General features: G+C 70.4%; 30 protein-coding genes and 3 pseudogenes. 12 read left to right on the forward strand and 21 right to left on the reverse strand.

Translation table 11 applies throughout. The features are described from left to right. Positions 1-34 precede the first annotated feature (34 nt). The 4 genes from OG841_RS16010 to OG841_RS16025 all read right to left on the reverse strand — a co-directional run bounded on the left by OG841_RS16010 (position 35) and on the right by OG841_RS16025 (position 3342). Positions 35-598, reverse strand: coding sequence for a Clp protease N-terminal domain-containing protein (locus OG841_RS16010; protein WP_371565829.1), 564 nt, complete (start codon positions 596-598; stop codon positions 35-37). Next, entirely contained in the window at positions 598-807 is a 210-nt protein-coding gene (locus OG841_RS16015) for a helix-turn-helix domain-containing protein (protein ID WP_371565830.1), read from the reverse strand. The genes OG841_RS16010 and OG841_RS16015 overlap by 1 nt, the downstream gene beginning before the upstream one ends. A gap of 104 nt (positions 808-911) precedes the next feature. Then, positions 912-1877, reverse strand: a complete 966-nt coding sequence (locus tag OG841_RS16020; RefSeq protein ID WP_328640861.1) for a zinc-binding dehydrogenase — start codon at positions 1875-1877, stop codon at positions 912-914. A gap of 241 nt (positions 1878-2118) precedes the next feature. Next, positions 2119-3342 (reverse strand): NAD(P)-dependent malic enzyme, encoded by a 1224-nt coding sequence (locus tag OG841_RS16025; RefSeq protein ID WP_328640860.1) that lies wholly within the window; start codon positions 3340-3342, stop codon positions 2119-2121. A gap of 646 nt (positions 3343-3988) precedes the next feature. Between OG841_RS16025 and OG841_RS16030 the strand changes: the two genes are divergently transcribed. Genes OG841_RS16030 through OG841_RS16040 form a run of 3 tightly spaced genes read left to right on the forward strand, consistent with a single transcriptional unit; the run spans position 3989 to position 6680 of the window. Continuing rightward, the gene (locus tag OG841_RS16030) at positions 3989-4948 is read left to right on the forward strand and encodes an ABC transporter substrate-binding protein (RefSeq protein ID WP_365119397.1); all 960 of its coding nucleotides are present in this window, start codon (positions 3989-3991) and stop codon (positions 4946-4948) included. 30 nt (positions 4949-4978) lie between these two features. Continuing rightward, positions 4979-5917 (forward strand): amino acid ABC transporter permease, encoded by a 939-nt coding sequence (locus OG841_RS16035; protein WP_328640858.1) that lies wholly within the window; start codon positions 4979-4981, stop codon positions 5915-5917. A gap of 1 nt (position 5918) precedes the next feature. Further along, positions 5919-6680: an amino acid ABC transporter ATP-binding protein gene (locus tag OG841_RS16040; RefSeq protein WP_328640857.1), complete on the forward strand. Its 762-nt coding sequence runs from the start codon at positions 5919-5921 to the stop codon at positions 6678-6680. Between the two features lie 58 nt (positions 6681-6738). On the opposite strand, the gene OG841_RS16045 is transcribed toward OG841_RS16040, so the two are convergent. Next, positions 6739-7497 (reverse strand): class I SAM-dependent methyltransferase, encoded by a 759-nt coding sequence (locus OG841_RS16045; RefSeq protein WP_365119396.1) that lies wholly within the window; start codon positions 7495-7497, stop codon positions 6739-6741. A 99-nt stretch (positions 7498-7596) separates the two neighbouring features. Between OG841_RS16045 and OG841_RS16050 the strand changes: the two genes are divergently transcribed. After that, on the forward strand, positions 7597-8226 hold the full coding sequence (locus OG841_RS16050) for a CGNR zinc finger domain-containing protein (protein ID WP_328640855.1): 630 nt from the start codon (positions 7597-7599) through the stop codon (positions 8224-8226). Here the strand turns inward: OG841_RS16050 and sodX are convergent. Further along, positions 8130-8567, reverse strand: coding sequence for a nickel-type superoxide dismutase maturation protease (gene sodX, locus OG841_RS16055; protein ID WP_328643655.1), 438 nt, complete (start codon positions 8565-8567; stop codon positions 8130-8132). The two genes, OG841_RS16050 and sodX, sit on opposite strands and share 97 nt — an antisense overlap. A 145-nt stretch (positions 8568-8712) precedes the next feature. Between sodX and sodN the strand changes: the two genes are divergently transcribed. After that, complete coding sequence (gene sodN / locus OG841_RS16060) at positions 8713-9108, forward strand: superoxide dismutase, Ni (RefSeq protein ID WP_007491258.1); 396 nt, start codon at positions 8713-8715, stop codon at positions 9106-9108. Between the two features lie 71 nt (positions 9109-9179). Here the strand turns inward: sodN and OG841_RS16065 are convergent. Together OG841_RS16065 and OG841_RS16070 are read right to left on the reverse strand one after the other, a co-directional pair. Then, positions 9180-9464, reverse strand: a pseudogene (locus tag OG841_RS16065) (phosphatidate cytidylyltransferase); the annotation flags it as partial. Positions 9465-9531: 67 nt separating this feature from the next. Beyond that, positions 9532-10305: pseudogene (locus tag OG841_RS16070) on the reverse strand (aminotransferase class I/II-fold pyridoxal phosphate-dependent enzyme); the annotation flags it as partial. Between OG841_RS16070 and OG841_RS16075 the strand changes: the two are divergent. Then, positions 10241-10741, forward strand: a complete 501-nt coding sequence (locus tag OG841_RS16075; RefSeq protein ID WP_371565836.1) for a hypothetical protein — start codon at positions 10241-10243, stop codon at positions 10739-10741. The pseudogene OG841_RS16070 and the gene OG841_RS16075 overlap by 65 nt on opposite strands. Positions 10742-11039: 298 nt before the next feature. Here the strand turns inward: OG841_RS16075 and ppk2 are convergent, their stop codons facing one another. Genes ppk2 through OG841_RS16090 form a run of 3 tightly spaced genes read right to left on the reverse strand, consistent with a single transcriptional unit; the run spans position 11040 to position 13350 of the window. Next, positions 11040-11912, reverse strand: coding sequence for a polyphosphate kinase 2 (ppk2, locus tag OG841_RS16080; RefSeq protein ID WP_328640854.1), 873 nt, complete (start codon positions 11910-11912; stop codon positions 11040-11042). 26 nt (positions 11913-11938) lie between these two features. After that, positions 11939-12175 carry a hypothetical protein gene (locus OG841_RS16085; RefSeq protein WP_057612179.1) on the reverse strand — a complete coding sequence of 79 codons (237 nt, stop codon included), beginning with the start codon at positions 12173-12175 and terminating at the stop codon, positions 11939-11941. 20 nt (positions 12176-12195) lie between these two features. After that, entirely contained in the window at positions 12196-13350 is a 1155-nt protein-coding gene (locus tag OG841_RS16090) for an inorganic phosphate transporter (protein ID WP_328640853.1), read from the reverse strand. 103 nt (positions 13351-13453) lie between these two features. On the opposite strand from OG841_RS16090, the gene OG841_RS16095 reads away from it, so the two are divergent. From OG841_RS16095 to OG841_RS16105, 3 genes are read left to right on the forward strand one after another with little or no spacing between them, the layout of a single operon-like run. Then, a complete protein-coding gene (locus OG841_RS16095; protein ID WP_328640852.1) occupies positions 13454-13849 on the forward strand; it encodes a helix-turn-helix transcriptional regulator in 396 nt (131 codons plus the stop codon). Positions 13850-13858: 9 nt separating this feature from the next. Next, on the forward strand, positions 13859-14272 hold the full coding sequence (locus OG841_RS16100) for a VOC family protein (protein WP_326664472.1): 414 nt from the start codon (positions 13859-13861) through the stop codon (positions 14270-14272). A gap of 18 nt (positions 14273-14290) precedes the next feature. Then, positions 14291-15034 (forward strand): VOC family protein, encoded by a 744-nt coding sequence (locus OG841_RS16105; RefSeq protein WP_328640851.1) that lies wholly within the window; start codon positions 14291-14293, stop codon positions 15032-15034. Here OG841_RS16105 and OG841_RS16110 read toward each other — a convergent pair. From OG841_RS16110 to OG841_RS16135, 6 genes are all read right to left on the reverse strand, one after another. Then, positions 15021-15260 (reverse strand): hypothetical protein, encoded by a 240-nt coding sequence (locus OG841_RS16110; protein WP_328640850.1) that lies wholly within the window; start codon positions 15258-15260, stop codon positions 15021-15023. The two genes, OG841_RS16105 and OG841_RS16110, sit on opposite strands and share 14 nt — an antisense overlap. Further along, positions 15257-15586 (reverse strand): DUF952 domain-containing protein, encoded by a 330-nt coding sequence (locus OG841_RS16115; protein ID WP_365119392.1) that lies wholly within the window; start codon positions 15584-15586, stop codon positions 15257-15259. The genes OG841_RS16110 and OG841_RS16115 overlap by 4 nt, the downstream gene beginning before the upstream one ends. 10 nt (positions 15587-15596) lie before the next feature. Next, entirely contained in the window at positions 15597-16802 is a 1206-nt protein-coding gene (locus tag OG841_RS16120) for an RNA polymerase sigma factor (RefSeq protein ID WP_371565843.1), read from the reverse strand. 5 nt (positions 16803-16807) lie between these two features. Continuing rightward, the gene (locus OG841_RS16125) at positions 16808-17221 is read right to left on the reverse strand and encodes a YciI family protein (protein ID WP_328640847.1); all 414 of its coding nucleotides are present in this window, start codon (positions 17219-17221) and stop codon (positions 16808-16810) included. Positions 17222-17306: 85 nt separating this feature from the next. Beyond that, positions 17307-17522, reverse strand: a complete 216-nt coding sequence (locus OG841_RS16130) for a hypothetical protein (protein ID WP_365119389.1) — start codon at positions 17520-17522, stop codon at positions 17307-17309. Positions 17523-17594: 72 nt separating this feature from the next. Then, positions 17595-18179, reverse strand: a complete 585-nt coding sequence (locus tag OG841_RS16135; RefSeq protein ID WP_371565846.1) for a dihydrofolate reductase family protein — start codon at positions 18177-18179, stop codon at positions 17595-17597. A 118-nt stretch (positions 18180-18297) separates the two neighbouring features. Between OG841_RS16135 and OG841_RS16140 the strand changes: the two are divergent. Then, positions 18298-18806: pseudogene (locus tag OG841_RS16140) on the forward strand (TetR/AcrR family transcriptional regulator). A gap of 319 nt (positions 18807-19125) precedes the next feature. Here the strand turns inward: OG841_RS16140 and OG841_RS16145 are convergent. The 3 genes from OG841_RS16145 to OG841_RS16155 form a co-directional block, all read right to left on the reverse strand. Continuing rightward, entirely contained in the window at positions 19126-19731 is a 606-nt protein-coding gene (locus OG841_RS16145) for a GNAT family N-acetyltransferase (RefSeq protein ID WP_328640844.1), read from the reverse strand. 168 nt (positions 19732-19899) lie between these two features. Continuing rightward, positions 19900-20991: a family 2 encapsulin nanocompartment cargo protein polyprenyl transferase gene (locus OG841_RS16150; RefSeq protein ID WP_328640843.1), complete on the reverse strand. Its 1092-nt coding sequence runs from the start codon at positions 20989-20991 to the stop codon at positions 19900-19902. 545 nt (positions 20992-21536) lie between these two features. Further along, entirely contained in the window at positions 21537-22943 is a 1407-nt protein-coding gene (locus tag OG841_RS16155; protein WP_328640842.1) for a family 2B encapsulin nanocompartment shell protein, read from the reverse strand. 312 nt (positions 22944-23255) lie between these two features. On the opposite strand from OG841_RS16155, the gene OG841_RS16160 reads away from it, so the two are divergent. Both OG841_RS16160 and OG841_RS16165 read left to right on the forward strand, forming a co-directional pair. Next, positions 23256-23846 carry an N-acetylmuramoyl-L-alanine amidase gene (locus tag OG841_RS16160; protein ID WP_328640841.1) on the forward strand — a complete coding sequence of 197 codons (591 nt, stop codon included), beginning with the start codon at positions 23256-23258 and terminating at the stop codon, positions 23844-23846. A 10-nt stretch (positions 23847-23856) separates the two neighbouring features. Continuing rightward, on the forward strand, positions 23857-24768 hold the full coding sequence (locus OG841_RS16165; protein ID WP_371565851.1) for a 1-aminocyclopropane-1-carboxylate deaminase/D-cysteine desulfhydrase: 912 nt from the start codon (positions 23857-23859) through the stop codon (positions 24766-24768). A gap of 54 nt (positions 24769-24822) precedes the next feature. Here the strand turns inward: OG841_RS16165 and OG841_RS16170 are convergent, their stop codons facing one another. Then, positions 24823-26418: a Na+/H+ antiporter gene (locus OG841_RS16170; protein WP_328640839.1), complete on the reverse strand. Its 1596-nt coding sequence runs from the start codon at positions 26416-26418 to the stop codon at positions 24823-24825. Positions 26419-26462 lie beyond the last annotated feature (44 nt).

Here is a 26462-nt window from a genome sequence, read left to right on the forward strand (position 1 = left end):
CGCCGCCGTCCTGGACGTCGGCGCCCCGCGGGACTCAGCCGGCCTTCGCCTCTCCCCCGCCGTAGAGGACACGCGCGACCGACTCGTAGGTCACCCCGTGGTCGGCGAGGACCTCCCCCGGCACCCCCGGCCTGACGGTCAGGGCCAGCAGGATGTGCTCGTCACCGATATGTCGGTCCCGCCGGGCCACAGCGATACGGAGCGCCTTCTCCAGGATCTCCTTGGCACCCCGCCCGAAGGAGCGCCGCCCGGACCACCACCCCTTGTCCTTCCGGTCGCCGGACATCGCCCCGACCCCGTGCACCTCCTCGACCCGGGCGACGATCTCCGAGACGTCGATCCCCAGCCCGGCCAGCGCCTCGGCGTCCGCCTGGGACAGCCCGGCCCGCCGCCGCGCCTCGCCCAGCGCCTCCCGTACGGCGTCCCCACGCTCGGCGAGCCCGAGAGCGGCCAGGGCGAAGGAGGCCCGGCCGGCCTCCCGGTCCAGCAGCGCCAGCAGCAGGTGCTCGGCCTCCACGGAACCCGCCCCGGCCCCCTCGGCGTGTTCGACCGCACCCATGACCACCGCCCGGGCGTCCTTCGTGAACCGCTCGAACATCAATGCCTCCCGTACTTCTTGTGCACGGCCTGCCTGCTCACTCCGAGTTCCGCGGCGATCTCCTGCCACGACCAGCCCTGATGGCGCGCGCTGCGCACCTGCAGCGACTCCAGCTGCTCCAGCAGCCTGCGCAGTGCGGCGACGGCACGCAGTCCGACCCGGGGATCGCGATCACCGGCGCGCTCGGCGAGATCCGTTGCTTCGGTCATGATGTCAACCTACGTTGACACTCGCCGCATGTCAACCACGATTGACAAACGTCGGCGGCCGATCCGAAACCGGACCGGCCGCCGACGCGAAAAGAAAGAAGAGATCAGCCGTTGGTGAGCACGACCTTCCCGAACTGCTCACCGGACTCCACCCGTTGGAAGCCCTCACGCGCACGGTCCATCGGGAGCACCTCGTCGATCACGGGCCGCACCCCCGTGGCCGCGCAGAACGCGAGCAGATCCTCCAGCTCGTCCTTGGTCCCCATGGTCGAGCCGACGACCTTGAGCTCGAGGAAGAAGATCCTGGTCAGTTCGGCGTGCGAGGGGCGGTCGCCGCTCGTGGCACCGGAGATGACCACCGTGCCGCCCGGCTTGAGCGACTTGACGGAGTGCGACCACGTGGCCGCGCCCACCGTCTCGATGACGGCGTCCACCCGCTGCGGCAGCCGCGCGCCCGACTCCAGCGCCTCCACGGCCCCGAGTTCCACGGCACGCTTCCGCTTGGCCTCGTCCCGGCTGGTGGCGAAGACCCGCAGCCCTGCGGCCTTCCCCAGCACGATCGCGGCCGTGGCGACGCCTCCGCCCGCACCCTGCACCAGCACGGAGTCTCCGGGCCGGACGCCGGCATTCGTGAACAGCATCCGATACGCCGTCAACCAGGCCGTGGGCAGACAGGCGGCCTCCGCGAAGGACAGCTCCTTCGGCTTGGGGAGGATGTTCCAGGTCGGCACGGCAACCTGCTCGGCGAACGTCCCCTGATAGCGCTCGGTGAGGATGGAGCGGGGCTCCTTGGGGCCGATACCGTGCCCGCTCTGCCCGATGACGGAGTGCAGGACGACCTCGTTGCCGTCCTCGTCGACACCGGCTGCGTCACAGCCGAGGATCATCGGCAGCTTGTCCTCCGCGAGGCCTACGCCGCGCAGGGACCAGAGGTCATGGTGATTGAGGGAAGCGGCCTTGACGTCGACGACGCTCCAACCCGGGCGGGCTTCGGGGGCCGGGCGCTCCCCCGACTCCAGTCCCGAGAGCGGGTTGTCGCGGTCGATTCGGGCGGCGTAGACAGCGAACATGACCTTGACGATAGGCAACGGGGACCGCGTGGGGAACCGGGTCGCGTTGTGACACACGCCCTCTTGCGGAATGGTGCGCCGCAGGCATCCAGGGGCGCGGGGAACCGCGCACAGCGCCGGCCTCCACCCGCCCGCAGCCAAGCGACAACCCCACCGCCACCCGATCAGCCGCACCCGAAAGCAAAGAGGTGGCCCCGCCCGGAACCACGCCCGGACGAGGCCACCTCACAGCCCGCAGAACTCAGCGGCGAGCGACACCCTCAGCCCGAGCCGCCGCGGCGACCGCCGCCGTCACGGCCGGAGCCACCCGCTCGTCGAACGGGGAGGGGATCACGTAGTCCGCCGCCAGATCGTCCCCGACCACCGAGGCCAGCGCCTCGGCCGCCGCGATCTTCATGCCCTCCGTGATCCGCGAGGCCCGCACCTGCAGCGCCCCCGCGAAGATCCCCGGAAACGCCAGCACGTTGTTGATCTGGTTCGGGAAGTCGGACCGCCCGGTGGCCACCACGGCCGCGTACTTGTGCGCGACATCCGGGTGCACCTCGGGGTTCGGGTTGGCCATCGCGAACACGAAGGCCCCCTCCGCCATGGAAGCGACCGCGGACTCCGCGACCGTACCGCCGGACACGCCGATGAAGACGTCCGCACCCGCGAGCGCGTCCTCCAGGGACCCCGACAGCCCCGCCTTGTTCGTGAACCCGGCCAGTTCCCGCTTCACGGACGTGAGGTCGTCCCGGTCGGCGGACACGACACCCTTGCGGTCGGCGACGGCGACATCCCCGATGCCCGCCTCGACGAGCATCTTGGCGATGGCCACGCCCGCCGCACCCGCACCGGAGATCACCGCACGAAGATCCCCGATCGACCGCCCGCTCAGCCGCGCGGCGTTCCGCAGTGCCGCCAGCGTCACGACCGCGGTCCCGTGCTGGTCGTCGTGGAACACGGGAATGTCGAGCCGCTCCTGGAGCCGCCGCTCGATCTCGAAGCACCGAGGAGCCGAGATGTCCTCGAGGTTCACGCCGCCGAAGGACGGCGCGAGTCGGACCACCGTCTCGATGATCTCGTCGACGTCCGTGCAGGCCAGCGCGAGCGGAACCGCGTCCACGCCGCCGAACTGCTTGAACAGGATCGCCTTGCCCTCCATGACCGGGAGGGAGGCCTCGGGCCCGATGTCACCGAGCCCCAGCACGGCCGTACCGTCCGTCACGACGGCGACGACCGACGACTTCCACGTGTAGTCGTGGACGAGGTCCGGCTGCTCGGCGATGGCGCTGCACACCTTCGCCACGCCGGGTGTGTACGCGAGGGACAGGTCGTCCTTGTCACGGACCGGCACGGTGGCCTGCACAGCCATTTTGCCGCCGCGGTGCAGCGCGAACGCGGGGTCGATGGAATCGAGGGGCTCCGCCCCTCCGTCCTGTCCCGTATCGCTGTCGCTGCGAGGATTGACGATCTCCGCTGCCACTTTGTCTTACCCCTTAGGTCTGCATGGTTTTGAGGGTGGCCACTCCTGGTTGAGAAGTGGGCGGGCACCGCGTACGGCCCTGTTCACTGATGCGTACGGGCCGGTACACGACGGGCGCGCCGCACACGCGCCCTGAGCCCCGGATGAGGGGTGTAAAGAACCTTCTTACCGGACGACCGGCGTCGGGGACGAGTCCAATACGTCCAAGGTCACATGCCGGAACGTAAATCGATCATCGATCATCGGAGGCCGGTGACATGAATCATGGAGGGCCATCCGGACAAACCAGCAACGGGCCCTTGACGATCACCGGACGGCCGCTCAACCGGCCGCGGGCCGCCCCGCCCCGGTCGCCCGCTCGGCGACGCGCGCCGAAGATCTTCCGGCCGGAATGCCAGATTCCCGCAGATGGTCCGGTCGTGATGTACGGACATGGTGCGGTTCGGGGGTCACCCGTTATCCGATTTTGACATGACCGGCCCCCTGAATGGTCCAGTCCGAATGGCAAGATGCCGTCATCACACGAGGTCGCGACACTCGAAGGCGTGTGCTCTCGTCGACCTGAGGAATGAAGGCAGTGCTGCCGAACCACTCGGCAGTCGCCCCGCCCATCGGCAACTCCACCCATCCGCCGGAGGAACCCACCATGACCGCAAGCTCCACCCGTCGTACGACCACCGCGCGCACCAGGACAGCCGCGGTAGGTGCGATCGCGGTCGCAGGCGCCCTGATTCTCACCGGTTGCGGTGACCAGACGGACAGCGGCGGCAGCACCAAGGAGTCGGCGTCGTCCAGCAAGGCCCCGCTGTTCGACAAGCTGCCCGCGAAGATCCAGAAGGCGGGTGTCATCAAGGTCGGCACCAACGCCGAGTACGCGCCCATGGAGTACCAGGAGGGCGGCAAGATCGTCGGTGTCGACCCCGACATCGCGGCCGCGCTGAGCAAGCAGCTGGGTGTGGAGTTCCAGTTCACCTCGGGCTCCTTCGACGGCCTGATCAGCTCCCTGAACTCCGGGCGCTACGACGTCGCCATGTCCTCCATCACGGACACCAAGGCGCGCCAGGAGGGTCTGGACGACAAGGGCAAGAAGCTGGGCCCGGGTGTCGACTTCGTCGACTACTTCACGGCCGGCACCGCCATCTACGTCCAGAAGGGCAACCCGAAGAAGATCGGCTCGATCGAGGACCTCTGCGGTCAGAAGGTCGCCGTGCAGCACGGCACGACCTACGAGCAGGCCCTGCAGAAGCAGTCCAAGGCGTGCACGACGGCCGGCAAGAAGAAGCTCGACATCGAGGCCTTCGACAACGACACCGAGGCGCAGACCCGCGTGAAGTCGGGCGGCGCGGTCGCGGGCGTCAACGACTACCCGGTCGCCGTCGACATCGCCCGCAAGGCCGATGGCGGCAACGCCTTCGAGGTCGTCGGCGAGCAGGTCGACGCCGGGCCGTTCGGCATCGCCGTGAACAAGGAGAACAAGGAGCTCACGAGCGCCCTCGAGGCGGCCGTGAACGCCATCATCAAGGACGGCACGTACAAGAAGGTCCTGGACAAGTGGGGCGCCCAGACCGGTGCCGTCGACAAGTCCGCCGTCAATGGCGGCAAGTGACGGACCCCGCACCACTGAAGGGCAGTCACGGTGACTGACAAGATCGACAAGGAGCCTGCGGACACACCGCCGCGGGCCTCCCTCGCACCGGAGACCATCAAGGCCATCCCGGTCCGCCACTACGGCCGCTACGTCAGCGCGGTCATCGTGCTGGCGCTGGTGGCCCTGCTGGTCAACGCGTTCGCCACCGCCGAGAAGATCCAGTGGAGCGCGGTCGGCGACAAGCTGTTCGACTCCACGGTCCTCGCCGGTGCCGGCCGCACCCTGCTGATCAGCGTCCTCGCGATGATCGTGGGCGTGGTCCTCGGCGTCGTGCTGGCCGTGATGCGGCTCTCCAAGAACCCGGTGACGAGCTGGGTGGCCTGGTTCTACATCTGGTTCTTCCGCGGAACTCCGGTCTACGTCCAGCTGCTGCTGTGGTTCAACCTGGCGCTGATCTTCCCGATGCTGAATCTCGGTCCGATCTACAAGGACGAGATGACGGACGTGATGACCCCGTTCATGTGCGCCCTGCTGGGCCTCGGCCTGAACGAGGCGGCGTACATGGCGGAGATCTGCCGCGCCGGTCTGATGGCCGTCGACGAGGGACAGACCGAGGCCGCGCACGCGCTCGGCATGAGCCACGCCAAGACGCTGCGCCGGATCGTGATCCCGCAGGCGATGCGGGTGATCGTGCCGCCGACGGGCAACGAGTTCATCAACATGCTGAAGACCTCGTCGCTGGTGTACGCGGTGACGTACAACGAACTGCTGCGCGCCACCTCGACGATCGGCTCGACGTCGTACGCCGTCATGGAGATGCTGTTCGTGGCCTCCATCTGGTACCTGGTCATGACCAGCGTGTTCAGCGTCTTCCAGTACTACCTGGAGCGCCGTTTCGCCCGCGGTTCGTCCCGGAGCCTGCCGCCGACGCCGTGGCAGAAGATCAGGGTCAACCTGATGGCCTTCAGTCGCGAAAGGGGCGTGTGACATGACCGCCATGGTGAAGGCCGAGAGCGTCCACAAGTCCTTCGGCCTGGTGGAGGTCCTCAAGGGCATCGACCTGGAGGTGAAGACCGGCGAGGTCTTCTGCCTCATCGGCCCCTCGGGCTCCGGCAAGTCGACCTTCCTCAGGTGCATCAACCACCTGGAGAAGGTCAACGCCGGCCGGCTCTACGTCGACGGCGAGCTGGTCGGCTACCGCCAGAAGGGCGACAAGCTGTACGAGCTCAAGGACAGCGAGGTCGCGCTGCAGCGCCGGGACATCGGCATGGTGTTCCAGCGGTTCAACCTGTTCCCGCACATGACGGCCGTCGAGAACGTCATGGAGGCACCCGTCCAGGTCAAGGGCACGGGCCGGACCCAGGCCCGGGAGCGGGCGCGTGAGCTCCTGGAGAAGGTGGGCCTGGCCGACAAGGCGGGCAGCTACCCCGCCCAGCTCTCCGGCGGCCAGCAGCAGCGCGTGGCGATCGCCCGGGCGCTCGCGATGGACCCGAAGCTGATGCTGTTCGACGAGCCGACCTCGGCGCTCGACCCGGAGCTGGTCGGTGACGTCCTCGACGTCATGCGCGACCTCGCCGAGTCCGGCATGACGATGGTCGTCGTCACCCACGAGATGGGCTTCGCCCGCGAGGTCGGCGACAGCCTCGTCTTCATGGACGGCGGCGTGGTCGTGGAGTCCGGCGACCCTCGCGAGGTCCTGACGAACCCTCAGCACGAGCGCACGCAGGCCTTCCTGTCGAAGGTGCTCTAGCGGTACGACGCCGAAGGGGCGGTACGGGAATCCCGTACCGCCCCTTTCGCATGGGCGCCTACTTGAGCGCGAGCAGCAGCGTGTCCGAGGGGGAGCACCACACCGGCCGGGCCTCCCCGAAGCCCTTCTCGCGCAGCACGCGCGCGTGCCACGCGGCGGACGGCATGTCCCCGTCGGCGTGCTCGCCGTAGATCTCGAAGCGGCGCGCCGTCGGCCCGGCGAGGACGGGGTCCTCGGCGGCGACCTGCCACCATGCGGCCCAGTCGAGGGCGCCGTCCCGCTTGGCCTGATCCATGTGCGCGTGGCGCTGCGCGCGTTCGGCCGCGTTGATCCGGGGCGTGGTCTCGTCGATCATGTGGTCCGCGTTCATGAAGACACCGCCGTCGCGGACGAGTTCCGCGATCCGGCCGTAGAGGGCCGCGAGGGGTTCGCTGTGCAGCCAGTGCAGGGCCGTGGCGGTCAGGACGGCGTCGTACGCGTCGTACGGCAGCCTCGCGGGCCAGTCGGGGTCCTTGAGATCGGCCGTCACGAGGGTGACCCGCTCGTCGTCCGCGAACGTGCCCTCGGCGATGGTGAGGAGCGCCGGGTCGAGGTCCACGCCGATGCTGGTGGCCTCGGGGAACCGGGCGAGCAGCCTGGCCGTGATGGTTCCCGTGCCGCACGCGAGGTCGAGCACGCGCGGCCGGGGCCCGACGAGGGCCTCGACCATGTCGAGCATCACCCGGAACCGCTCCTCGCGGTCCGGCATGTACCACTCCTGCTGCCGGTCCCAGCTCTCCTGCCAGGCCTGCCAGTCGGTGCCGACACCCGTCGTCATGGGAGCCCCCTGTCCGCTCACTGTCGTAATACCCTGGAAGCACGATCAGCTGTTACCCGACCGTGCCACGACGATAGAACGCCTCCGTAAGGACTACAAGTGGAACTGGCCTATTACTCGGACTACGCCGTACGTCTGGTCAACAGCGAGGACCCGGCCCGCGGCAAGGACACCCTGACCTCGGTGGAGGCCGTCCGCGATCTGTTCGGCGGCTACGGCACGGGCGCCCGCCGCGCCACCGACGCCGACGTCACCCGGTTCCGTTCGGTCCGGACCCGGCTGCGGTCGGTCTTCGAGGCGGCGGACGACGGCGACGAGACGCTCGCGGTGGACCTGCTGAACTCGCTCCTGCTGGAGTTCCCGGTGAGCCCGCAGATCTCCGGGCACGACTTCCGCGACGACGACGGCCGCCCGCTGTGGCACATGCACCTGGCGGACCACCCGTCCAACGCCACCGCCGGGTACGCGGCGATCGCGGCGATGGGCCTGGCGTTCCACCTCACCGAGTACGGCGTGGACCGGCTGGGCCTGTGCGAGGCGGCCCCCTGCCGCAACGCCTATCTGGACACCTCGACCAACCGCTCCCGGCGTTACTGCTCCGACCGCTGCGCCACCCGCGCCAACGTGGCCGCCTACCGGGCCCGCAAACGCCTGGAGGCCGACCGGTCGGGGAAGACGGGCCGCACGGCCGACAGCGCCCAGCGCGCGGCGGCCAGCGGCGAGCGCTGACCCGGCTTGAGCGGCCGGTAACGCAGCCGGGCCTTGCCCAGCACGAGGTCCTCCGGGACGACGCCGTAGTCCGTGCTGTCACCGCCCGCGAACGCGTTGTCCCCGAGCACCCACCAGCCGCCCTCACGCCGCTCGACGGCCCGCTTGACGACGAGCAGGTCCTGCTGGAACGGATGCCGCAGGACCACGATGTCACCGGGACCGACCCTGGCCCCCCAGTGCACCACGAGTTGGTCACCGTGCTGGAGCGTGGGCACCATCGACGGCCCGGTCACCTCGGCCACTCCCACGAAGGGCAGCAACGACCTCTCCCGCTCGGTCTCCTGCGACAGCTCCGGCATCCCCGGCACCTCCCCGGTACGTTCATCCACCAGTCTCAGTTTGACCCCGGACTTTTGTCCTAAGCCCATGGGGGCACCCGCGATTTCGGCTCTCCCAGGGAGTAATGTCGCACCTGAGAAGACGATCACGAGGAAGGAATGCTCCATGCTTTCCCGCCTGTTTGCCCCCAAGGTCAAGGTCAGCGCACACTGCGACCTGCCCTGCGGTGTGTACGACCCGGCCCAGGCCCGCATCGAGGCGGAGTCGGTGAAGGCCGTGCAGGAGAAGATGGCCGCCAACGACGACCCGCACTTCCAGGCGCGTGCCACGGTCATCAAGGAGCAGCGCGCCGAGCTCGCGAAGCACCACGTTTCCGTGCTCTGGAGCGACTACTTCAAGCCCCCGCACTTCGAGAAGTACCCGGAGCTGCACCAGCTGGTCAACGACGCCCTCAAGGCCCTCTCGGCCGCCAAGGGTTCGACCGACCCGGCCACCGGTCAGAAGGCTCTGGACTACATCGCCCAGATCGACAAGATCTTCTGGGAGACCAAGAAGGCCTGACCCCAGGGTCGGTGAACGTGTGGAAGGGGCTCGGCCGGGTGATACCGGCCGAGCCCCTTCCGCGTCGGACGTCAGCTCAGGACGAGCAGCACGGCCAGTGCGACGAGCAGCGAGTCGATCCGGTCCAGCAGTCCGCCGGAGCCGGGCAGCCAGTGGCCGGCGTCCTTGACCTGCGCGCCCCTCTTGATCATGGATTCCAGCAGGTCCCCGGCCGGTCCGCCGACCACCACCGCGACCGCCATCGGCAAGCTCAGCGCGGACAGCACGGCCAGCACGCCGAGCCCGGCCGCAGCCCCGGCCAGGGTCCCGCTCCACCGCTTGGCCGGTGACAGCGGCGACAAGGTGCGTGGCGTGCCAGCGGTCGAGGTAGTACTCCGGTGCGCGCAGTGCCGCCACGGCGGCCGGCTGGGCCGGCAGACTGACCGGCCAGGGCGGAGTCCATCGGCGCAGCTCCTCCGCCGTGGCCGGTTCGGCCACCACGTAGGCGGCCCGCATGCCGGACAGCGCGTACATCTTCGACAGCGAGGTGCAGACGGTCACCCGCGGGTCCGTCGCGGCGAGGCCGGCGAGTGACTCGTCCAGGCCGACGTAGCCCAGGTACGCCTCGTCGATCCACCAGTGCGTACGGTCAGGGGCGGCCGCGATCAGTGCGCGCAGCCCGGACGCCGGCGCGTGCCGCCCGGTCGGGTTGTTCGGGTTGACCACCACGACGAGGTCGTAGCGGCCGGAGTGGACGGCCGCGGACAGCCGGTCCGGATCGATCCGCCAGCCGTCCTCACGGCGCAACGGGAAGCGGTCCACCCGGCATCCGATCACCCGCTCCGTGACGTGCGCGTACTCGCCGTAGCACGGGTCGGTCAGCAGCACCCGGCTCTGCGGGGTCAGCCGGCGGCCGAACGCCCGGAAGATCAGGTCCGACGAACCGGCGCCCACCGCCAGCGCCTCCTGCGGCAGCCGCCGGGCCGCGGCGATCTCCGCCGACAGCCCCTCGGCGCCGGACGGCGGCGAGGTACGGGCGGCCCAGTCCGGATCGTCCGTGAGAGCCGCCCGCACTCCGAGGGCCGGCGGGAACCAGGCATCCAGCACATCGGCCATGACGATGTCGTGCCGCCGGTGCAGGGTGCGGAAGTCCGTGCCGATCGCCGTGAACGAGGCACCGCCGTGCTCGCAGCCGTCCGGCCGCGGCGCGAACGGCATGTCCAGCCGCCAGTCCACCACGGACCGCAACCGCTCCAGCGCGCTGCCGTACCGCTCCCTCGCCCGCCTCGTCAGCTCGGGCACACCGCCGGTCAGCACCTCGAACGTCACCGCCCCGCTGCGGACGGTGCGGCCGACCGGGCGCAGACCGACGGCCCGGTACAGGTCGAGCACTTCGGTACGCCCCATCGCCACCACCCGACGGCCGCCCCGGGAGGCGATCCAGCGCAGCGCCGCGTACATCAGCAGGGGTGCCGCCGAGGTGGTGCGCCAGCGCGGCTCGACGGTGAGGATGCGCACCTCGAACACGTCGTCGCCGTCCAGCGCCGGCACCTCGTCGCGGGTCAGGTACTTGTCCAGCCCGAACCGCCCCAGCCAGGGCGGAGTGAGGCTGACGAAGCCGATGCGGACGGCTCCGCGCGCCGCGACGAGGTAGACGTTGTCGCCGTCGAGGCCGTCGCGCAGCCGCCCGGCCGGATCCGGCGCGTGCTGGCCCAACTCCTGTGCGTAGACCCGGTGACGCAGTTCGTGGATCCAGTCGAGATCCTCGGAAGTGGCCGAGCGCAGCTGCAGGTCACGAACCATGAGCACCTCTTTCGACGCGGGTGGGTTGCATCATGGAAAACCCGCGTCGCCCCGGCCAGAGTCGCGCGCCGCAACCGGCCTGAGTACATGTACTCAAGCGCGATCGCGCCCTGTGTGCTCCCGCGCTCGGCCCGCTCCCCTCCCGCCTCCTAGGCCTCGCCCGCCTCCAGCAGTCCGGCCGCCGCGCCCACGATCCGCGGGTCCGGCGTGCCGACCACCTCGTCGTCCTTGTCGGAGTAGTCGAAGCGGGCCAGCACACTGCGCATGGCCTCGACGCGGGCCCGCTTCTTGTCGTTGCTCTTGACCACCGTCCAGGGTGCGAACTGGGTGTCCGTCTCACGGAACATGGCGACCTTGGCGGCGGTGTAGTCGTCCCAGCGGTCCAGGGACGCGAGGTCCATCGGGCTGAGCTTCCACTGCCGTACGGGGTCGATCTGGCGGACGGTGAAGCGGGTGCGCTGCTCGCCCTGGGAGACCGAGAACCAGAACTTCAGCAGGTCCACGCCGTCGTCCACGAGCATCCGCTCGAACAGCGGGGCCTGCCGCATGAAGCGCCGGTACTCGTCGTCCGTGCAGAAGTCCATGACCCGCTCCACCCCGGCCCGGTTGTACCAGGACCGGTCGAACAGCACGATCTCGCCCGCGGTCGGCAGATGTTCGACGTACCGCTGGAAGTACCACTGCCCGCGCTCGCGCTCGGTGGGCTTCTCCAGCGCCACCACGCGCGCGCCACGGGGGTTCAGGTGCTCCGTGAAGCGCTTGATGGTGCCGCCCTTGCCGGCCGCGTCCCGCCCCTCGAAGACGATGACGAGCCGGCGCCCGGTCTCCTTGATCCAGCTCTGCAGCTTCAGCAGTTCGATCTGCTGGAGCCGCTTGTGCCAGTCGTACTCCTTGCGCTCCATACGGTGCGCGTAGGGGTAGTTCTCCCGCCAGGTGTCGATCGGGCTGCCGTCCGGGCGGATGAGGACGGGGTCGTCGGGGTCGGTGTAGTCGACCTTCAGGTCGGTCAGCAGGGGCGTCATCGTTGTTCCCCTCTCGTCTCGGTGGATCAGTGGAACTGCGGCACGATCAGATAGATGCCGTACGCCACCACCGCCGCGCAGGCGAGGAAGCACAGGCCGGCCTGGGCGATGCCGAGCGTGGAGGTGCCACCACCGCCGTCCTCCCTCGCCCCCTCGAAGCGGGCGAGGCCCAGGACGCCGAGGGCGAAGACGACGACCACGGCGACGGTGACGCCGACGCTCACCGCGGTGACCTGGCCGAGTGCGGTCCAGTCGATGCTCATGACAGGAACTCCTGAGGGGTTCAGGCGGCCGTGCCGACGCGGGCCGGCGGCTCGGTGCGGAGGGTGACCTCGTGGGCGTCGTTGACGTTGTCCGCGCCGACCGGGTTGCGGCGCGAGAGCAGCACGATGCCCGCGGCGACGGCGGCCCCGACCAGCGCGACGACGACCGTGCCGAAGTTGCCGCCGTGCTTCACGGCGCTCGCGGAGATGCCGCCGACCAGCGCGGCCGCCGGCAGGGTGATCAGCCAGGCAGCGACCATGCGCCCGGCGATGCCCCAGCGGACCTCCGCCAGCTTCCGGCCGAGGCCCGCGCCGAGGATGCTGCCCGAGGCGACCTGGGTGGTCGACAGGGCGAAACCGAGGTGGGCGGAGGTCAGGATGACCGTCGTGGACGCGCTCTCGGCGGCGAAGCCCTGCGGGGACTGGATCTCGGTGAGGCCCTTGCCCATGGTGCGGATGATCCGCCAGCCGCCGAGGTAGGTGCCGAGGCCGATCGCCAGACCGGCGGAGGCGATGACCCAGACCGGCGGACCGGCGTCGTGGCCGAGCGCGCCCGCCGAGATGAGGGTCAGCGTGATGACGCCCATGGTCTTCTGGGCGTCGTTGGTGCCGTGCGCGAGGGAGACGAGGGACGCGGAGGCGATCTGGCCGAGCCGGAAACCCTTGGTCACCGAGTCCTTGCGGGCACGGGCGGTGAGCTTGTAGGCGAAGTAGGTGGCGATCAGCGCCGCCACACCCGCCACCACCGGCGAGGCCACCGCGGGGATCAGGATCTTCTCGACCACCTTGTCGACGTGCACGCCGTGGGAGCCCGCACCGACCCACACCGCGCCGATGAGTCCGCCGAACAGGGCGTGCGACGAGCTCGACGGCAGGCCGATCAGCCAGGTCAGCAGGTTCCACAGAATCGCTCCGACCAGCCCCGCGAAGATCATCCCCGGTGAGACGAGGGCGTCGTCGACGATGCCGCCGGAGATCGTCTTGGCGACCTCGGTCGACAGGAAGGCGCCGACGACGTTCAGGACGCCGCTCACCAGGACCGCGGTCCTGGGTTTCAGTGCGCCGGTCGCGATGGACGTCGCCATCGCGTTGGCCGTGTCGTGGAATCCGTTGGTGAAGTCGAAAGCCAGGGCCGTGACGATGACGACCGCCACGAGGAACGTGATGTGGTCCATGCCCCTCATGGGAACAAGCGCTTCCATACGGCAGGCGAACGCGAGGCAAAGCCCGTTCCAGATCCACGCGCCCAGCTCGTGAGCGTCGTGCGATGCTGGCGTGATGGTGAGCATCGAGGACCTGGTGCGGCTGCGACAGGCGCGGGACCGGATGGACCGCGAGTACACCGAGCCACTCGACGTGACCGCGCTCGCCCGCACCGCGCTGATGTCACCTGGCCACTTCCAGCGCAGTTTCCGCGCCGAGTTCGGTGAGACGCCGTACGGCTACCTCATGACCCGGCGCATCGAGCGCGCGAAGGCGCTGCTGCGGCGCGGGGACCTGTCCGTCACCGAGGTCTGCATGGCCGTGGGGTGTACGTCCCTCGGGTCCTTCAGCTCGCGCTTCACGGAGTTGGTGGGCGAGACGCCGAGCGCGTACCGCGCCCGCTCCCACGAGGAGATCGCTCAGATCCCTCCATGCGTGGTCCGCAGGCACACCCGGCCCCGACGGGCCTAACGTGAAGCCATGGACATCAGACTCAAGAACTGCTTCATCGCCGTGGACGACCACGACAAGGCGATCGCGTTCTACCGGGACGTCCTGGGCATGGAGGTGCGCGGTGACGTCGGGTACGAGGGCATGCGCTGGGTGACGGTCGGCTCGCCGCTCCAGCCGGACCTGGACATCGTCCTGGAGCCGCCCGCCGCCGATCCGGACGCCTCCCCCGCGGACAAGGAGGCCATGGCCCGGTTGCTGGCCAAGGGGCTGCTGCGCGGGGTCAACTTCACCACGTCCGACTGCGACGCGTTGTTCGCCCGGGTACGGGAATCGGGAGCGGAGGTGATCCAGGAGCCCACCGACATGCCGTACGGAGTGCGGGACTGCGCCTTTCGGGATCCGGCGGGGAACATGCTGCGGTTCATGGAAGCGCCGAAGTAGGGCGCCTACGATCACGGCATGACCACCCGCTGGACGTACGCCTTCATTGACCGGCCCGTGCCACGATTCGCTCAGGCCTGCGACTTCTGGACCGTCACCACCGGCACTCGATTGTCCGACCCCCGGGGCGAGCGGCGGGAGTTCGTGACCCTGGTGCCGCCCGGCGGGGCCGACGCCTGCGTCAAGGTCCAGGCCGTCGCCTCCGGGCCCGGCGGTGCTCATCTCGACTTCTGCGTCGACGACGTACGGAAGTTCACGAAGGGGGCGGAGGCGCTCGGCGCGCATGTGGTCGCCGATCAGGGCACGTTGGTCGTGCTCCGCTCCCCCGCCGGCCAGTTGTTCTGCGCCGATCCCTGGCGCGGCCAGTCGACCCGCCCGCCGGTGGTCCACGGCACCCGCCTCGACCAGGTCTGCCTCGACGTCCCGCCCTCCCTCTACGACGCCGAAGTCGCCTTCTGGGCCGCCCTGTTGCCCGACTGGGAGTCCCTCTCCGGCTCGCTCCCCGAATTCCATGTGCTCAAGCCCCCGGCCGGCCTCCCGGTCCGTGTCCTCCTCCAGCGCCTCGACGAGGAACGCCCCGTCTCCGCGCATCTGGACCTCGCCTGCGCGGACATCGGGGCGGCCCGGGCCGAACACGAGCGCCTGGGCGCCGAGTTCGTCGCCGACGGCAGCCGCTGGACGGTGATGAGGGACCCGGCGGGCGGCACCTACTGCCTGACGGGCCGGGACCCGGAGACGGGCGGACTGCCTAGCCGGAGATGAACGCGCAGGCCACGACCGTCCGACCCGCCTCGGGGTCGGAGGTGGGGCTGGGGCACAGGGAATGCCATCCCTCCGGAAGCGCGGGTGTCGGACTGTTCTCCTCCCAGCTGTACGGCCCCGGCGGCTCCGCCGAGTCCTGCAGCCAGAGCGTCAGCACGCCCGCGACGACCACGAGAGCCGCCCAGACCACCACGGCCCACGCCCACGCCCGGCGGCGACCGCTCACCCCCACGGTTCCACGTCGACGACCGCCTCCACCGGGATCGGCCCGTAGATGTGCGGGAACTCCTCCGCACCGGGCTCGGGGGCCTCGTACTTCAGCGGAACGGCCAGCCGCGCGGGGTCGATGACCAGGAGCACCAGGTCGTCGGGGCCGTCGTAGGAGCCGTACAGGAAGGCGGCGACGGCGGGCAGTTGCTCGCGCGTCGAGCAGTGGATGAACCCCTCCTCCTGGAGGGTGCGGCCGCGCGTGGACATCTCGTACGTGCCCCGGGCGCGCGCCTCGTCCCACAGGGAGCGTTCCGTGAGGTGCAGGATCGGTGTCGTGGACATGGGACCCACGTTAGGGCCTCAGCCGGGCCGCCCGCCCCTGCAAATAGCGCTGCTCGGGCAGGCTCAGGGTCCTGGCCGCCGCCGACTCGTACGCGGCGCGGGCCTGCTCGCGGGAACCGGCCCGCTCCAGCAGATGCCCGCGTACGGCGTCCAGGCGGTGCCCCAACGCGCCGGTGAGCGAGTCCAGTTCCGCGAGTCCGGCCTCCGGGCCGTGGACCATGGCGACGGCGACCGCCCGGTTCAGCCGCTCCACGGGCCCGGGAACGAGCCGTACGAGAACGTCGTACAGGCCGAGGATCTCCCGCCAGTCGGTCGCCTCCGCCGAGGGCGCCTCGTCGTGTACGGCGGCGATGGCCGCGCGGATCTGGTAGGGCCCGGCACGGCGGTGGGCCAGCGCCCGGGTGACCAGCGCGACGCCCTCCTCGATCGCCGCCTCGTCCCAGCGGGCGCGGTCCTGTTCGTCCAGGGGAACCAGGTCGCCGTCCGGGCCGGTGCGGGCGTCGCGGCGGGCGTCGGTGAGGAGCATCAGGGCGAGCAGGCCCGCGATCTCGCCGTCCTCGGGCAGGAGACGGTGGACCGTGCGGGTCAGACGGATCGCCTCGCCCGCGAGGTCGCGCCGCTGGAGAGCCGGGCCCGAGGTCGCCGTATGGCCCTCGTTGAAGATCAGGTAGAGGGTCTGCAGGACGGCGGGCAGCCGTTCCTCCCAGTTGTCGGGCCGCCCGAAGCCCACGCCCCGCACCTTCAGCTTGGCCCGGCTGATGCGCTGGGCCATGGTCGCCTCGGGGACGAGATATGCCCGGGCGATCTCCGCCGTGGTCAGCCCGCCGACCGCGCGCAGGGTGAGCGCGATCTGCGCGGACGCGGTGAGCTGCGGATGGCAGCACAGGAACAGCAGGGACAGCGTGTCGTCCTCGCGCGGCGCGCGATCGGCGACGGCCGTGTCCCGCACGTCCAGCGCCGCCGCCCGCTCCTCGCGCGCCCGCCGCGCCTCCTCCGCGCGCAGCGCGTCCGTCAGCCGCCGCGAGGCCACCTTGATGAGCCACCCCCGCGGATTGTCGGGCACGCCTGCCGAGGGCCACTGCCCGGCCGCGGCGAGCAGTGCCTCCTGTACGGCGTCCTCGGCGGCGTCGAAATGGCCGTACCGCCTGACCAGCGCGCCGAGGACCTGCGGCGCGTGCAGGCGCAGCAGGTCCTCGGTCTCGGCGGCTCCTCGCACGGTCCTCAGATGTCCCCGGCGCCGTCCAGGATGGGCCGGATCACCACCGGGTAGTCGGGGGCGCCGGCGGGCTGGGGGCACTGGGCGATGCGCTCGGCGATCTCCGTGACGCGCTCCAGGCTCTCGCACTCCAGCACCCAGTAGCCGCACAGCAGCTCCTTGGTCTCGCTGTAGGGCCCGTCGGTGATCACGGCCTTGCCGTCCGCGCCCCGGTTGACGTGCCGGACCTTCGCGGGCTCGGCGAGCCCCTGGGCGTCGAGCATCTCGCCGGTCTCGGACAGGTCGTCGTTGATGGCGCTCATGAACGCGTACATCGTCTGGATCTCCTGCTCGCTCCAGGCCGGGGAGTGCTCGGAGCCCTTGCCGCGCATGGCCTCGTAGTCGGCCTGCGTTCCCTGCACCATGACCAGGTACTTCATGATTCCGCTCCTTCGGCTTCGGCCGCCCCGTGCGGGCGGCTCTCACGGGGGACGTCGGAGCCGGGGACGGATTCTCGACACGGATTCAGGAACTTTTCTCGGCAGGGGCGCCACCGCGGTCCTCGCCGGGCGCGGTGACCTCGTCGGACTGGGTGACCTTGTCGACGTTCGCCTTGCACCCGGGGTTGTGGCACGGGCCGCCCACCCACAGGGGGACCCACGCACCCAGCGTCTTGTGACGCCGTACCACTGTCTCGACCGGCTGTCCGCAGACGGGACAGACGTGTTCGTCGCTGTCCATGCCTTCAGGGTAGAGCGAGGGGGCCGCGGGCGCTTCCCGCCCTGGACGCCCGGCTCGCCGGGGCTTTCGCGGTCAGCCCTTCCTGCTGTACGTCCGCACCAGGACGCCGTTGTCGAACAGGCGGACCTCGTCGAGCGCGAACCCGGTGACGGCGAAGTCGGCGGCGAACATCGGCATGCCACTGCCGAGCACGACCGGGTAGGTCTTGATGACGAGTTCGTCGATCTCGTCGCGCAGTTCGCCGGCGAGCTGGGAACCGCCGCACAGCCAGATGCCGAACTCGCCGCCCTCCGCCTTCAGTTCGCGCACCCTGCCGACCAGGTCGTCGGCGATGATCTCGACGTGCGGGTCGGGCGACTCGGCGAGCGTGCGCGAGGCGACGTACTCGCGCAGGTGGGAGTACGGGCTGGTGATGCCCTCCTTCAGCCCCACCTCGTAGCTGCCGCGGCCCTGGATGACCGTGTCGAACCTCTTGTTCTCCAGATCGTCGATGCCGAGGCTTCTGCGGCCGTGGGTCGCGACGGTCTCCGGGTACTCGGTCGTGAGGTACGCGAGGAACTCCTCGTCGAGGAACGCGTACATGAACGACGCGTCGCCGTCCGGGTCTCCGATGAAGCCGTCGATCGAGCAGGCGACGAAGTACGTGAGCTTTCGCAAGCGGGTCTCTTTTCGTAGGCTGCGCCCTGGCGCGTGAACCACATCAGTTGTAGTACTTCACTTGTAGTGTTTGCAAGCTGTTTTCGACATCGGACGCAACTGGGAGGGGAGATTCCGCATGGCCGGCACCCCGGAGCGCCGGGCCGCGCTCGTGGACGCGGGGGTCGAGGTGCTCGCCCGCGAGGGGGCACGCGGGCTGACGTTCCGCGCGGTCGACACCGAGGCGGGGGTGCCGGTGGGCACGTCCTCGAACTACTTCACCAGCCGCGACGACCTGCTCCGCCAGATCGACGCCCGTCTCCCTGTGACCGCACGGGCTACCTGCGCCTCCTGGAAACGCGCCTGGAAGCCACTCGCCGCCCCGAACCACGGTCCTCCTACACCCAGTCGGTCCGGGCAGACCTGGACGAGGGCATGCGGTTCCACCGCGAGGCGGGCCTGCCGGGCGGAGACGAGACGGTCATGGTGCTCTATCTGGCCATGCTGGGGCTGCTGTTGGAGCACCTGACGCCACCGGGGGTGCTGGAGGGTGCACTGCCGGGGACGAGCGTTCCGGAGGCTCTGGTGGAACGGATCGTGGAGACGATCGTCCCGGCGACCGAGTCAAGGGGCGCGGGGCCGCATTGAATCTGCGGCTGCGGCCACGTGGGCGCGACCGGACCCCACTCGAGGCGGGGCCTCATCGCATCTACGCCTACCGCCACGCCGCGTGGTCACGACGGGCACCCACTCGGCCGCAGCGCAAAACGCCCTGCCCCGGCACCAACGCGCGAGCCAAACGGCGCCCACTGCACTGATCTACGGCCGCCGCCACGTGGGCCGCGTCCAAACCCCACCCGACCGCAGCCGCAGCACGACCCACGCCGGCACTATCGCGCGAGTCAAGGCGCGCCGGCCGCACTGAAACTGCGGCCACCGCCACCTGGGCTGCGTCCCCGCCCCGGCACTATCGCGCAGGGCGCGGCTCGCGCCACATGGGCCACATCTGAGGTCCGTCCGGCAGGTCGAGCGGCCGCTCCACCAGCTCAAAGCCGAGCCGCTCGTACAACTCACGACTCCGCGCGCTGCTCGCCTCCAGATAGGCGGGCACCGTCTCCCGGTCGCACCGCTCCAGAACCGCCCCGATGAGCGCGGTCCCGAGCCCCTCCCCCTGCCGCTCCGGAGCCACCCCGATCATCCACAGATACTCGTGCGCCCGTCCCGACGGATGCACATCCGCAGTGAGCCGCCCGATCAACTCGATCCGCTCGTTGCCCGGATCGATCGCCTCCCTCAACTGGGCGAACCCGTCCTCCTCGTCATGCCCGTCAGCACTCTCGGCCGGCACCGGCAGCCACAACGCGCACGCCGCCCCGTCCTCCGTGACATCGACCCGCCCCTCGGCGAGCACGATGTCGACGAACGCGGCCATCAACCGGGGGTGGAGCGTCCGGCGCTCCTCCTCCCCCGGAAAGATCCACCCACTGACCGGATCGCCCTGGAAGGCCGCGTCCAGCAGCCGCGCGACCAGCTCGCGGTCATCTGCGCCGGCCGTCCGTATCGCCACGCCCATGCCCCACTCCTTTGTCTCAACCACCTTTGGCCACAAGGATGTTGAGACTATCCGGTGAGCGCGGAAACGGGCCCCGCACACCGTGGGGATGTGCGGGACCCGCCGACCGGAGCCCCCGGAGGGCCGCGCGGGGTCAGGAACCGCGCGGTACCGGGCGCTCCGGGGTTCTCAGGCGCTGCGCCGCGTCACGAACTCCGCGAGGGACAACAGCCCACCCGCCGCTTCCGGATCGGGCACCGCACGGGCCAGCTGCCCCATCGCCCGGGCCATCCGGTCGGCGGCCTGCACCTGCGCCCAGTCGCGTCCGCCTGCCTCCTCGACGGCGAGGGCCGTACGCGCCAGATCCCCTTCGTCGTACGGCGCCGAGTACAGCGCGGCCAGTTCCGCGGCCGCCGCCGTACCGGAGGTGAGGGCGGCGACCACCGGGAGGGACTTCTTGCGGGCGGCGAGGTCCGCGCCGGCCGGCTTGCCGGTGCGGCTCGGGTCGCCCCATATGCCGATCACGTCGTCGATGAGCTGGAAGGCGAGCCCGGCCTCCCGGCCGAACGCGTCCATCGCCCCGACCTCCTCGCCGGACGCTCCCGCGTACAGCGCCCCGAGGGCACAGGCACACCCGAGCAGCGCCCCCGTCTTGGCCTCGGCCATGACCAGGACCTGGTCGAGGGTGACCTCGCCGGGGTCGAGTGCCTCCATGGCGGTGTCCTCGTGCTGGCCCTCGCACAGCTCGACGACACAGTCCGCGAGCCGGGCCGCGGCCATTCCCGCCGCGGGGTGCGGGTCCTCGGCCAGCAGCCGGAGCGCCAGCGCCTGGAGGGCGTCCCCGGCGAGGATCGCGTCGGCGTCGCCGAACACCGTCCACGCGGTGGGCCGGTGCCTTCGGGTGGTGTCGCGGTCCATCACGTCGTCGTGCAGCAACGTGAAGTTGTGGACCAACTCCACCGCCACGGCCGCCCGGACGGCCGCCGCCCTCGCCCGGTCACCTCCGAGGGCGGTGGCCGCGGTGAGGACGAGTGCGGGCCGTATCGCCTTGCCCGCGTTGCCCGCCGCCGGGGTGCCGTCGGCGTGCTCCCAGCCGAAGTGGTAGAGCGCGACCCTGCGCAACGAACCGGGCAGCGACTCCAGGGCGGAGCGCAGCTCGGGATCGACCGACGCCCGGACCCGCTCCAGGATCACCCCGGCCTCATGGCCGTCGAGCGGAGACGTCTCGGACCGCGGGGCAGGGCCATGAAGCGGAGGGTCCTCGGGCCGCGGGGCGGGCACGTGAAGCGGAGTCGTCTCGGGACACGGGTCAGGGCCGCGAAGCGAAGGCGTCTCGGTCCGCACTTCGGGCCCAGGGAGCGGAGGCAACTCGACCCGCACCTCGGACCCGTGCAGCGGACGCGCCTCGGACCGCGGGGCAGGCCCGTGAAGCAGAGGCGTCTCGGCCCGCACCCCGGACCCCTCAAGCAGAGGCGTCTCGACCCGCGCCTCCACCCCCTGAAGCTCACGCGCCTCGGCCTCCTGGTGCGAACGGGTCTCGTGACCGTCGCGTGGGCCCGTCTCACCTGCCTGTGCCCGCTCCCCGGGCCGTGCGGTGGCCGGCACCGCCGTCCCCCCGGCCGCCGGCACCCGCACCTCCGCCCTTTGTGATGCCCACGTCTGCGTCCCCGTCGTGAATTCGGCCATGGAACCCCCCTCGGTCAGGCCGCGGACGGTGGCACTTCCGCTGTGTGCGGGCGCGTTCCACGGGGGTGTCTCCACCTCGGCGTCCGACCGGGGTGTACCCGCCCCGGTGGGCGGGGACACGCCTCCCACGTGCAGAAACGTCACCTCCAGCGGCCGATCTCGACGTTCTCCAGGACTCCGAGCGCGTCCGGCACCAGCACGGCCGCCGAGTAGTAGGCCGTCACGAGGTACTTGATGATGGACTGCTCGTTGATGCCCATGAACCGCACCGACAGACTCGGCTCGATCTCGTCCGGGATACCGGCCTGCTGGAGGCCGATGACCCCCTGGTCGGCCTCACCGGTACGCATGGCGATGATCGACGTGGTCCGCTCCGGGGTGACCGGGATCTTGTTGCACGGGTAGATCGGCACCCCGCGCCAGGTGGGGATGCGGTTGCCCCCCATGTCGATGGTCTCGGGCACCAGTCCGCGCTTGTTGAGCTCGCGGCCGATCGCGGAGATCGCGCGCGGGTGGGCGAGCAGCAGCTTGGTACCCCGGCGGCGGCTGAGCAGCTCGTCGAGGTCGTCGGGGCTGGGCACGCCGTCGTGCGGTTGGAGCCGCTGGTCGTACTCGCAGTTGTTCAGCAGCCCGAACTCGCGGTTGTTGACGAGTTCGTGCTCCTGCCGCTCCTTGAGCGCCTCGACGGTCAGCCGGATCTGCTGTTCCGTCTGGTTCATCGGCTGGTTGTACAGGTCGGCCACCCGCGTGTGGATGCGCAGGACGGTCTGGGCGATGCTCAGCTCGTACTCACGCGGACTCGCGTCGTAGTCGACGAAGGTGTGCGGGATGTCGGGCTCGCCGTCGTGGCCCGCCGCGAGGTCGATCTCCTTCTCGCCGTACTTGTTGGTGCGCTGCGAGGGGATCGCGCGCTGTTCCCGGAGGTGCTCGCGCAGGGCGTCGGTGCGCTCCGCCACCTGCTCGACGTCCTGGCGGGGCAGTACGAGGACCGTACAGGCGGTGGCCGCGCGGGCGGTGTACTCCCAGATGGCGTCCGGGTCGAGGAGCGCCTGGTCGCCGAAGTAGGCGCCGTCGGCGAGGACTCCGAGGACCGCGTCGTCGCCGTAGGGGCCGGTGCCGACCTTCTCCACCCTGCCGTGCGCCAGCAGGTACACCTCGTCGGCCTGGGCGCCGAACGAGGCGATCACCGAGCCCGGGGTGAACTCCCGCTGCTGGCAGCGTCGGGCGAGTTCGGAGAGCACGTCGTCGTCCTCGTACGACCTCAGCGCCGGCAGTTCGCGCAACTCGTCGGGGATCACCTCGACCCGGTCCCCGGTCTTCACGAAGGTCACCCGGCCGTCGCCCACGGCATAGCTCAGCCGTCGGTTCACCCGGTACGTGCCACCCTGGACGTTCACCCAGGGCAGCATGCGCAGAAGCCAGCGGGAGCTGATCTCCTGCATCTGGGGTGCGGACTTGGTGGTGGTGGCCAGGTTCCGCGCGGCCGCCGTGCCAAGGCTCTGCTGCGGCCGGTCCTGCTCGGTGCGGACCTCTTCGCCTACCGACATAAGGAATTGCCCTCCCGGTACATGCCCGGACGCGATCTGCTCCCGGGCATCGTGTGCAGGGACAAGCCTTCCTTACGGAACGTGGCGGTGCTATTACACGAAAGAGCGGGAATGGATCATCGCGAGGCTGGGCATATGCGCGGTTCATGTCCGCTGACGACAGGTCAAGTCCACTTCCTGGAACGGAATTTGTCTGTCCGAATCAGCTCGCACGCTGTACGAACCAGGAGTCGGAGACCGCCGTTTTCGGTACAAGCACCGGTACGAGCCGGGCGCGGTCGGCGGCCGGTGCGCAGTGCGAAGGAGGGGGCCATGGCCTCACCCATGTCCGCGGACAGATTCCTGGCCGTCCTACGGGCGGAGGGCGCCACCGTCGTCGAGGTCGGCGACTGGGAGCACCACAACCGCAACCACGTCGGCGCCTGGGGTCCGGTGCACGGCGTGATGATCCATCACACGGTGACGAAGGGCAGCGCGGCGACGGTGGAGCTGTGCCGCAAGGGCTACACGGGCCTGCCCGGCCCGCTCTGCCACGGTGTCATCACCAAGGACGGCACCGTCCATCTCGTCGGCTACGGCCGCGCCAACCACGCCGGTCTGGGCGACGACGACGTCCTGCGCGCGGTGATCGCGGAGAGGGCGCTCCCCGTCGACAACGAGGCCAACACCGACGGCAACCGCCACTTCTACGGCTTCGAGTGCGAGAACCTCGGCGACGGCGAGGACCCCTGGCCCGCGGCCCAGCTGACGGCGATCGAGCGGGTCTCCGCCGCGGTGTGCCGCCACCACGGCTGGACGGAACGGTCGGTCATCGGTCACTTGGAGTGGCAGCCGGGAAAGGTGGACCCGCGGGGCTTCACGATGGCCTCGATGCGGGCGCGCATCCGGGAGCGCCTCACGTGACAATGGGACGGTGTCCAGCCCCGGCGTTCCCGACCTCACCACCCTGCGTCCCCGGCTCCCGTCGCCGCTGCAGGAGGTCGAGGACGAGCGCTTCACCCGCCGGGGCGTGCGGCTCCTCCTCAAGCGCGACGACCTGATCCACCCGAACCTCGTCGGCAACAAGTGGCGCAAGCTCGCTCCGAATCTCACGGCCGCGGCCGGCCGCCCGATCCTCACCTTCGGCGGCGCGTACTCCAACCACCTGCGCGCCACGGCGGCCGCGGGCCGCCTCCTCGGCCTGCCCACGATCGGCCTGGTCCGCGGCCAGGAACTGGCCGACCGCCCCCTGAACCCCTCCCTGGCCCGCTGCGCGGCGGACGGCATGCGGCTGCACTTCGTCGACAGGTCGACGTACCGCCGCAAGACCGAGCCAAAGACGCTGACGGCGCTGCTGCGGGCGGCGGGAGCGACGGACGCGTACGTCGTCCCTGAGGGCGGCAGCAACACCCTCGCCGTACGGGGGTGCCGCGCACTCGGCGAGGAGCTGTCGGGGCGGGCCGACGTCGTCGCGATCGCCTGCGGCACCGGCGGCACCCTCGCGGGCCTGGCCGCGGGCCTCTCCCCGGACCAGCGCGCCCTGGGCGTGCCGGTCCTCCGAGGCGGCTTCCTGACGGCCGACATAAGGGCTCTCCAGCATCAGGCCTTCGGCGGTCCGCGCGGCGACTGGCAGCTCGACGACCGCTTCCACTTCGGCCGCTACGCCCGCACCACTCCCGAACTCGATGCCTTCGCCGAGGACTTCGAGGAACGGCACGGCCTGCCTGTCGAGCGTGTCTATGTCGCCAAGTTGTTGTACGGACTTGTCGTCCTGACCGACGAAGGCGCCTTCCCGCGCGGCTCGGCGATCGTGGCGGTCGTCACGGGGACACCCCAGGAGGCCTGACGGAGGACCGACGGGCCGGTGGCAGCCGTTGTCGGAGCCCAGGCGAGCGGCGCCTCACTCCGCCTCCCGATACGCAGCCGCCTCCTCCAGGTCCAGCCTGCGCAGCAGTGTCCGCAGCATCTCGTCGTCGATGTAGCGCAGGTCCCGCAGCTTCACGAACACCGCGCGCTCAGCGCCGATCATCTCCCCGGACAGCCGGCGGTAGGTGTCGTCGACGGTCTCGCCGGTGAGGGGGTTGGACTGGCCGAGGCGTTCCCAGACGGCGTTGCGGCGGCGGTCCAGGACCATGCGCAGGCGGTCGGCGAGGGGCGGTGGGAGGGCGTTGCGCTCGTCGGAGAGGAGTTCGTCCAGGCGGCGTTCGGCGGCCCTGGAGGCCTGCGCCTGGGCGTTGGCCTCGGCCAGGGTCTCGGCCTGCTGGTCGCGGCCGGGGAGCTTGAGCACGCGGATCAGCGGGGGCAGGGTGACGCCCTGGACGACGAGGGTGCCGATGACCGTGGTGAAGGTGAGGAAGAGGATCAGATTGCGGCCCGCGAACGGCTCTCCGTTGTGCAGGTGCTCCGGGATCGAGAAGGCGATCGCCAGCGAGACCACGCCCCGCATCCCGGCCCAGGCGATGACGAACGGCGCCTTCCATGTGGGGTTGTCCTCACGCGCGCGGATCCGCGCGGAGAGCATGCGCGGCAGGAAGGTCGCCGGATAGACCCAGACGAACCTCGACACGACGACCACGAGGAAGACGGCGACCGCGTACCAGGCGGCGCGGCCGCCCTCGTACTGTCCGAGACCCTTCAGGACGACGGGCAGTTGCAGCCCGATGAGGGCGAACACCGACGATTCCAGGACGAAGGCAACCATTTTCCATACGGCGTCCTCCTGGAGGCGCGTCGCGAAGTCGACCTCCCACGCGCGGTGTCCGAGGAAGAGCGCCACCACGACCACCGCGAGCACCCCGGACGCGTGGAACTGCTCGGCCGCCGCATAGGCGACGAACGGGATCAGCAAGGAGAGCGTGTTCTGCAGCAGCGGCTCCTTGAGATGTGTGCGCAGCCAGTGGATCGGCACCATCAGCACCAGGCCCACCGCGACGCCGCCGACCGCCGCGAGCAGGAACTCGCCGATGCCGCCCGCCCAGGTGGCGCCCTCGCCCACCGCGGCCGCGAGCGCGACCCGGTAGGCGGTGATCGCTGTGGCGTCGTTCACCAGGGACTCGCCCTGGAGGATGGTCGTGATCCGGGACGGCAGCCCCACGCGGCGTGCCACCGCCGTCGCCGCGACCGCGTCCGGCGGCGCCACCACGGCTCCCAGCACGAGCGCCCCGGTCAGCGAGAGCCCCGGCACGATCTGGTACGCCGCCCAGCCGACGACCAAGGTCGCAAAGAGGACGTATCCCACCGACAGCAGCGCCACGGGCCGCATTTGCGCCCTGAGATCGAGATAGGAGCTGTCGGTCGCCGCGGAGTGCAGCAGCGGCGGCAGGATGATGGGCAGGACCACGTCCGGGTCGAGCGTGTACACCGGGACCCCGGGGAGGTACGAGATCACCAGGCCGGCCGCGACCAGCAGCAGTGGCGCCGGAATCGGGGTGCGCCGGGCGGCCGCGGCGATCACCGCGCTCCCCGCCACCAGCAACAGCAGTGGCATCACGTCCATGGCCCTCGCCCGCCCTCGCTCATCGTCGTGCGCCCGCCCCTCGT

Origin of the sequence: Streptomyces canus, assembly GCF_041435015.1 — a bacterium.
GTDB lineage: Bacteria > Actinomycetota > Actinomycetes > Streptomycetales > Streptomycetaceae > Streptomyces > Streptomyces canus_G.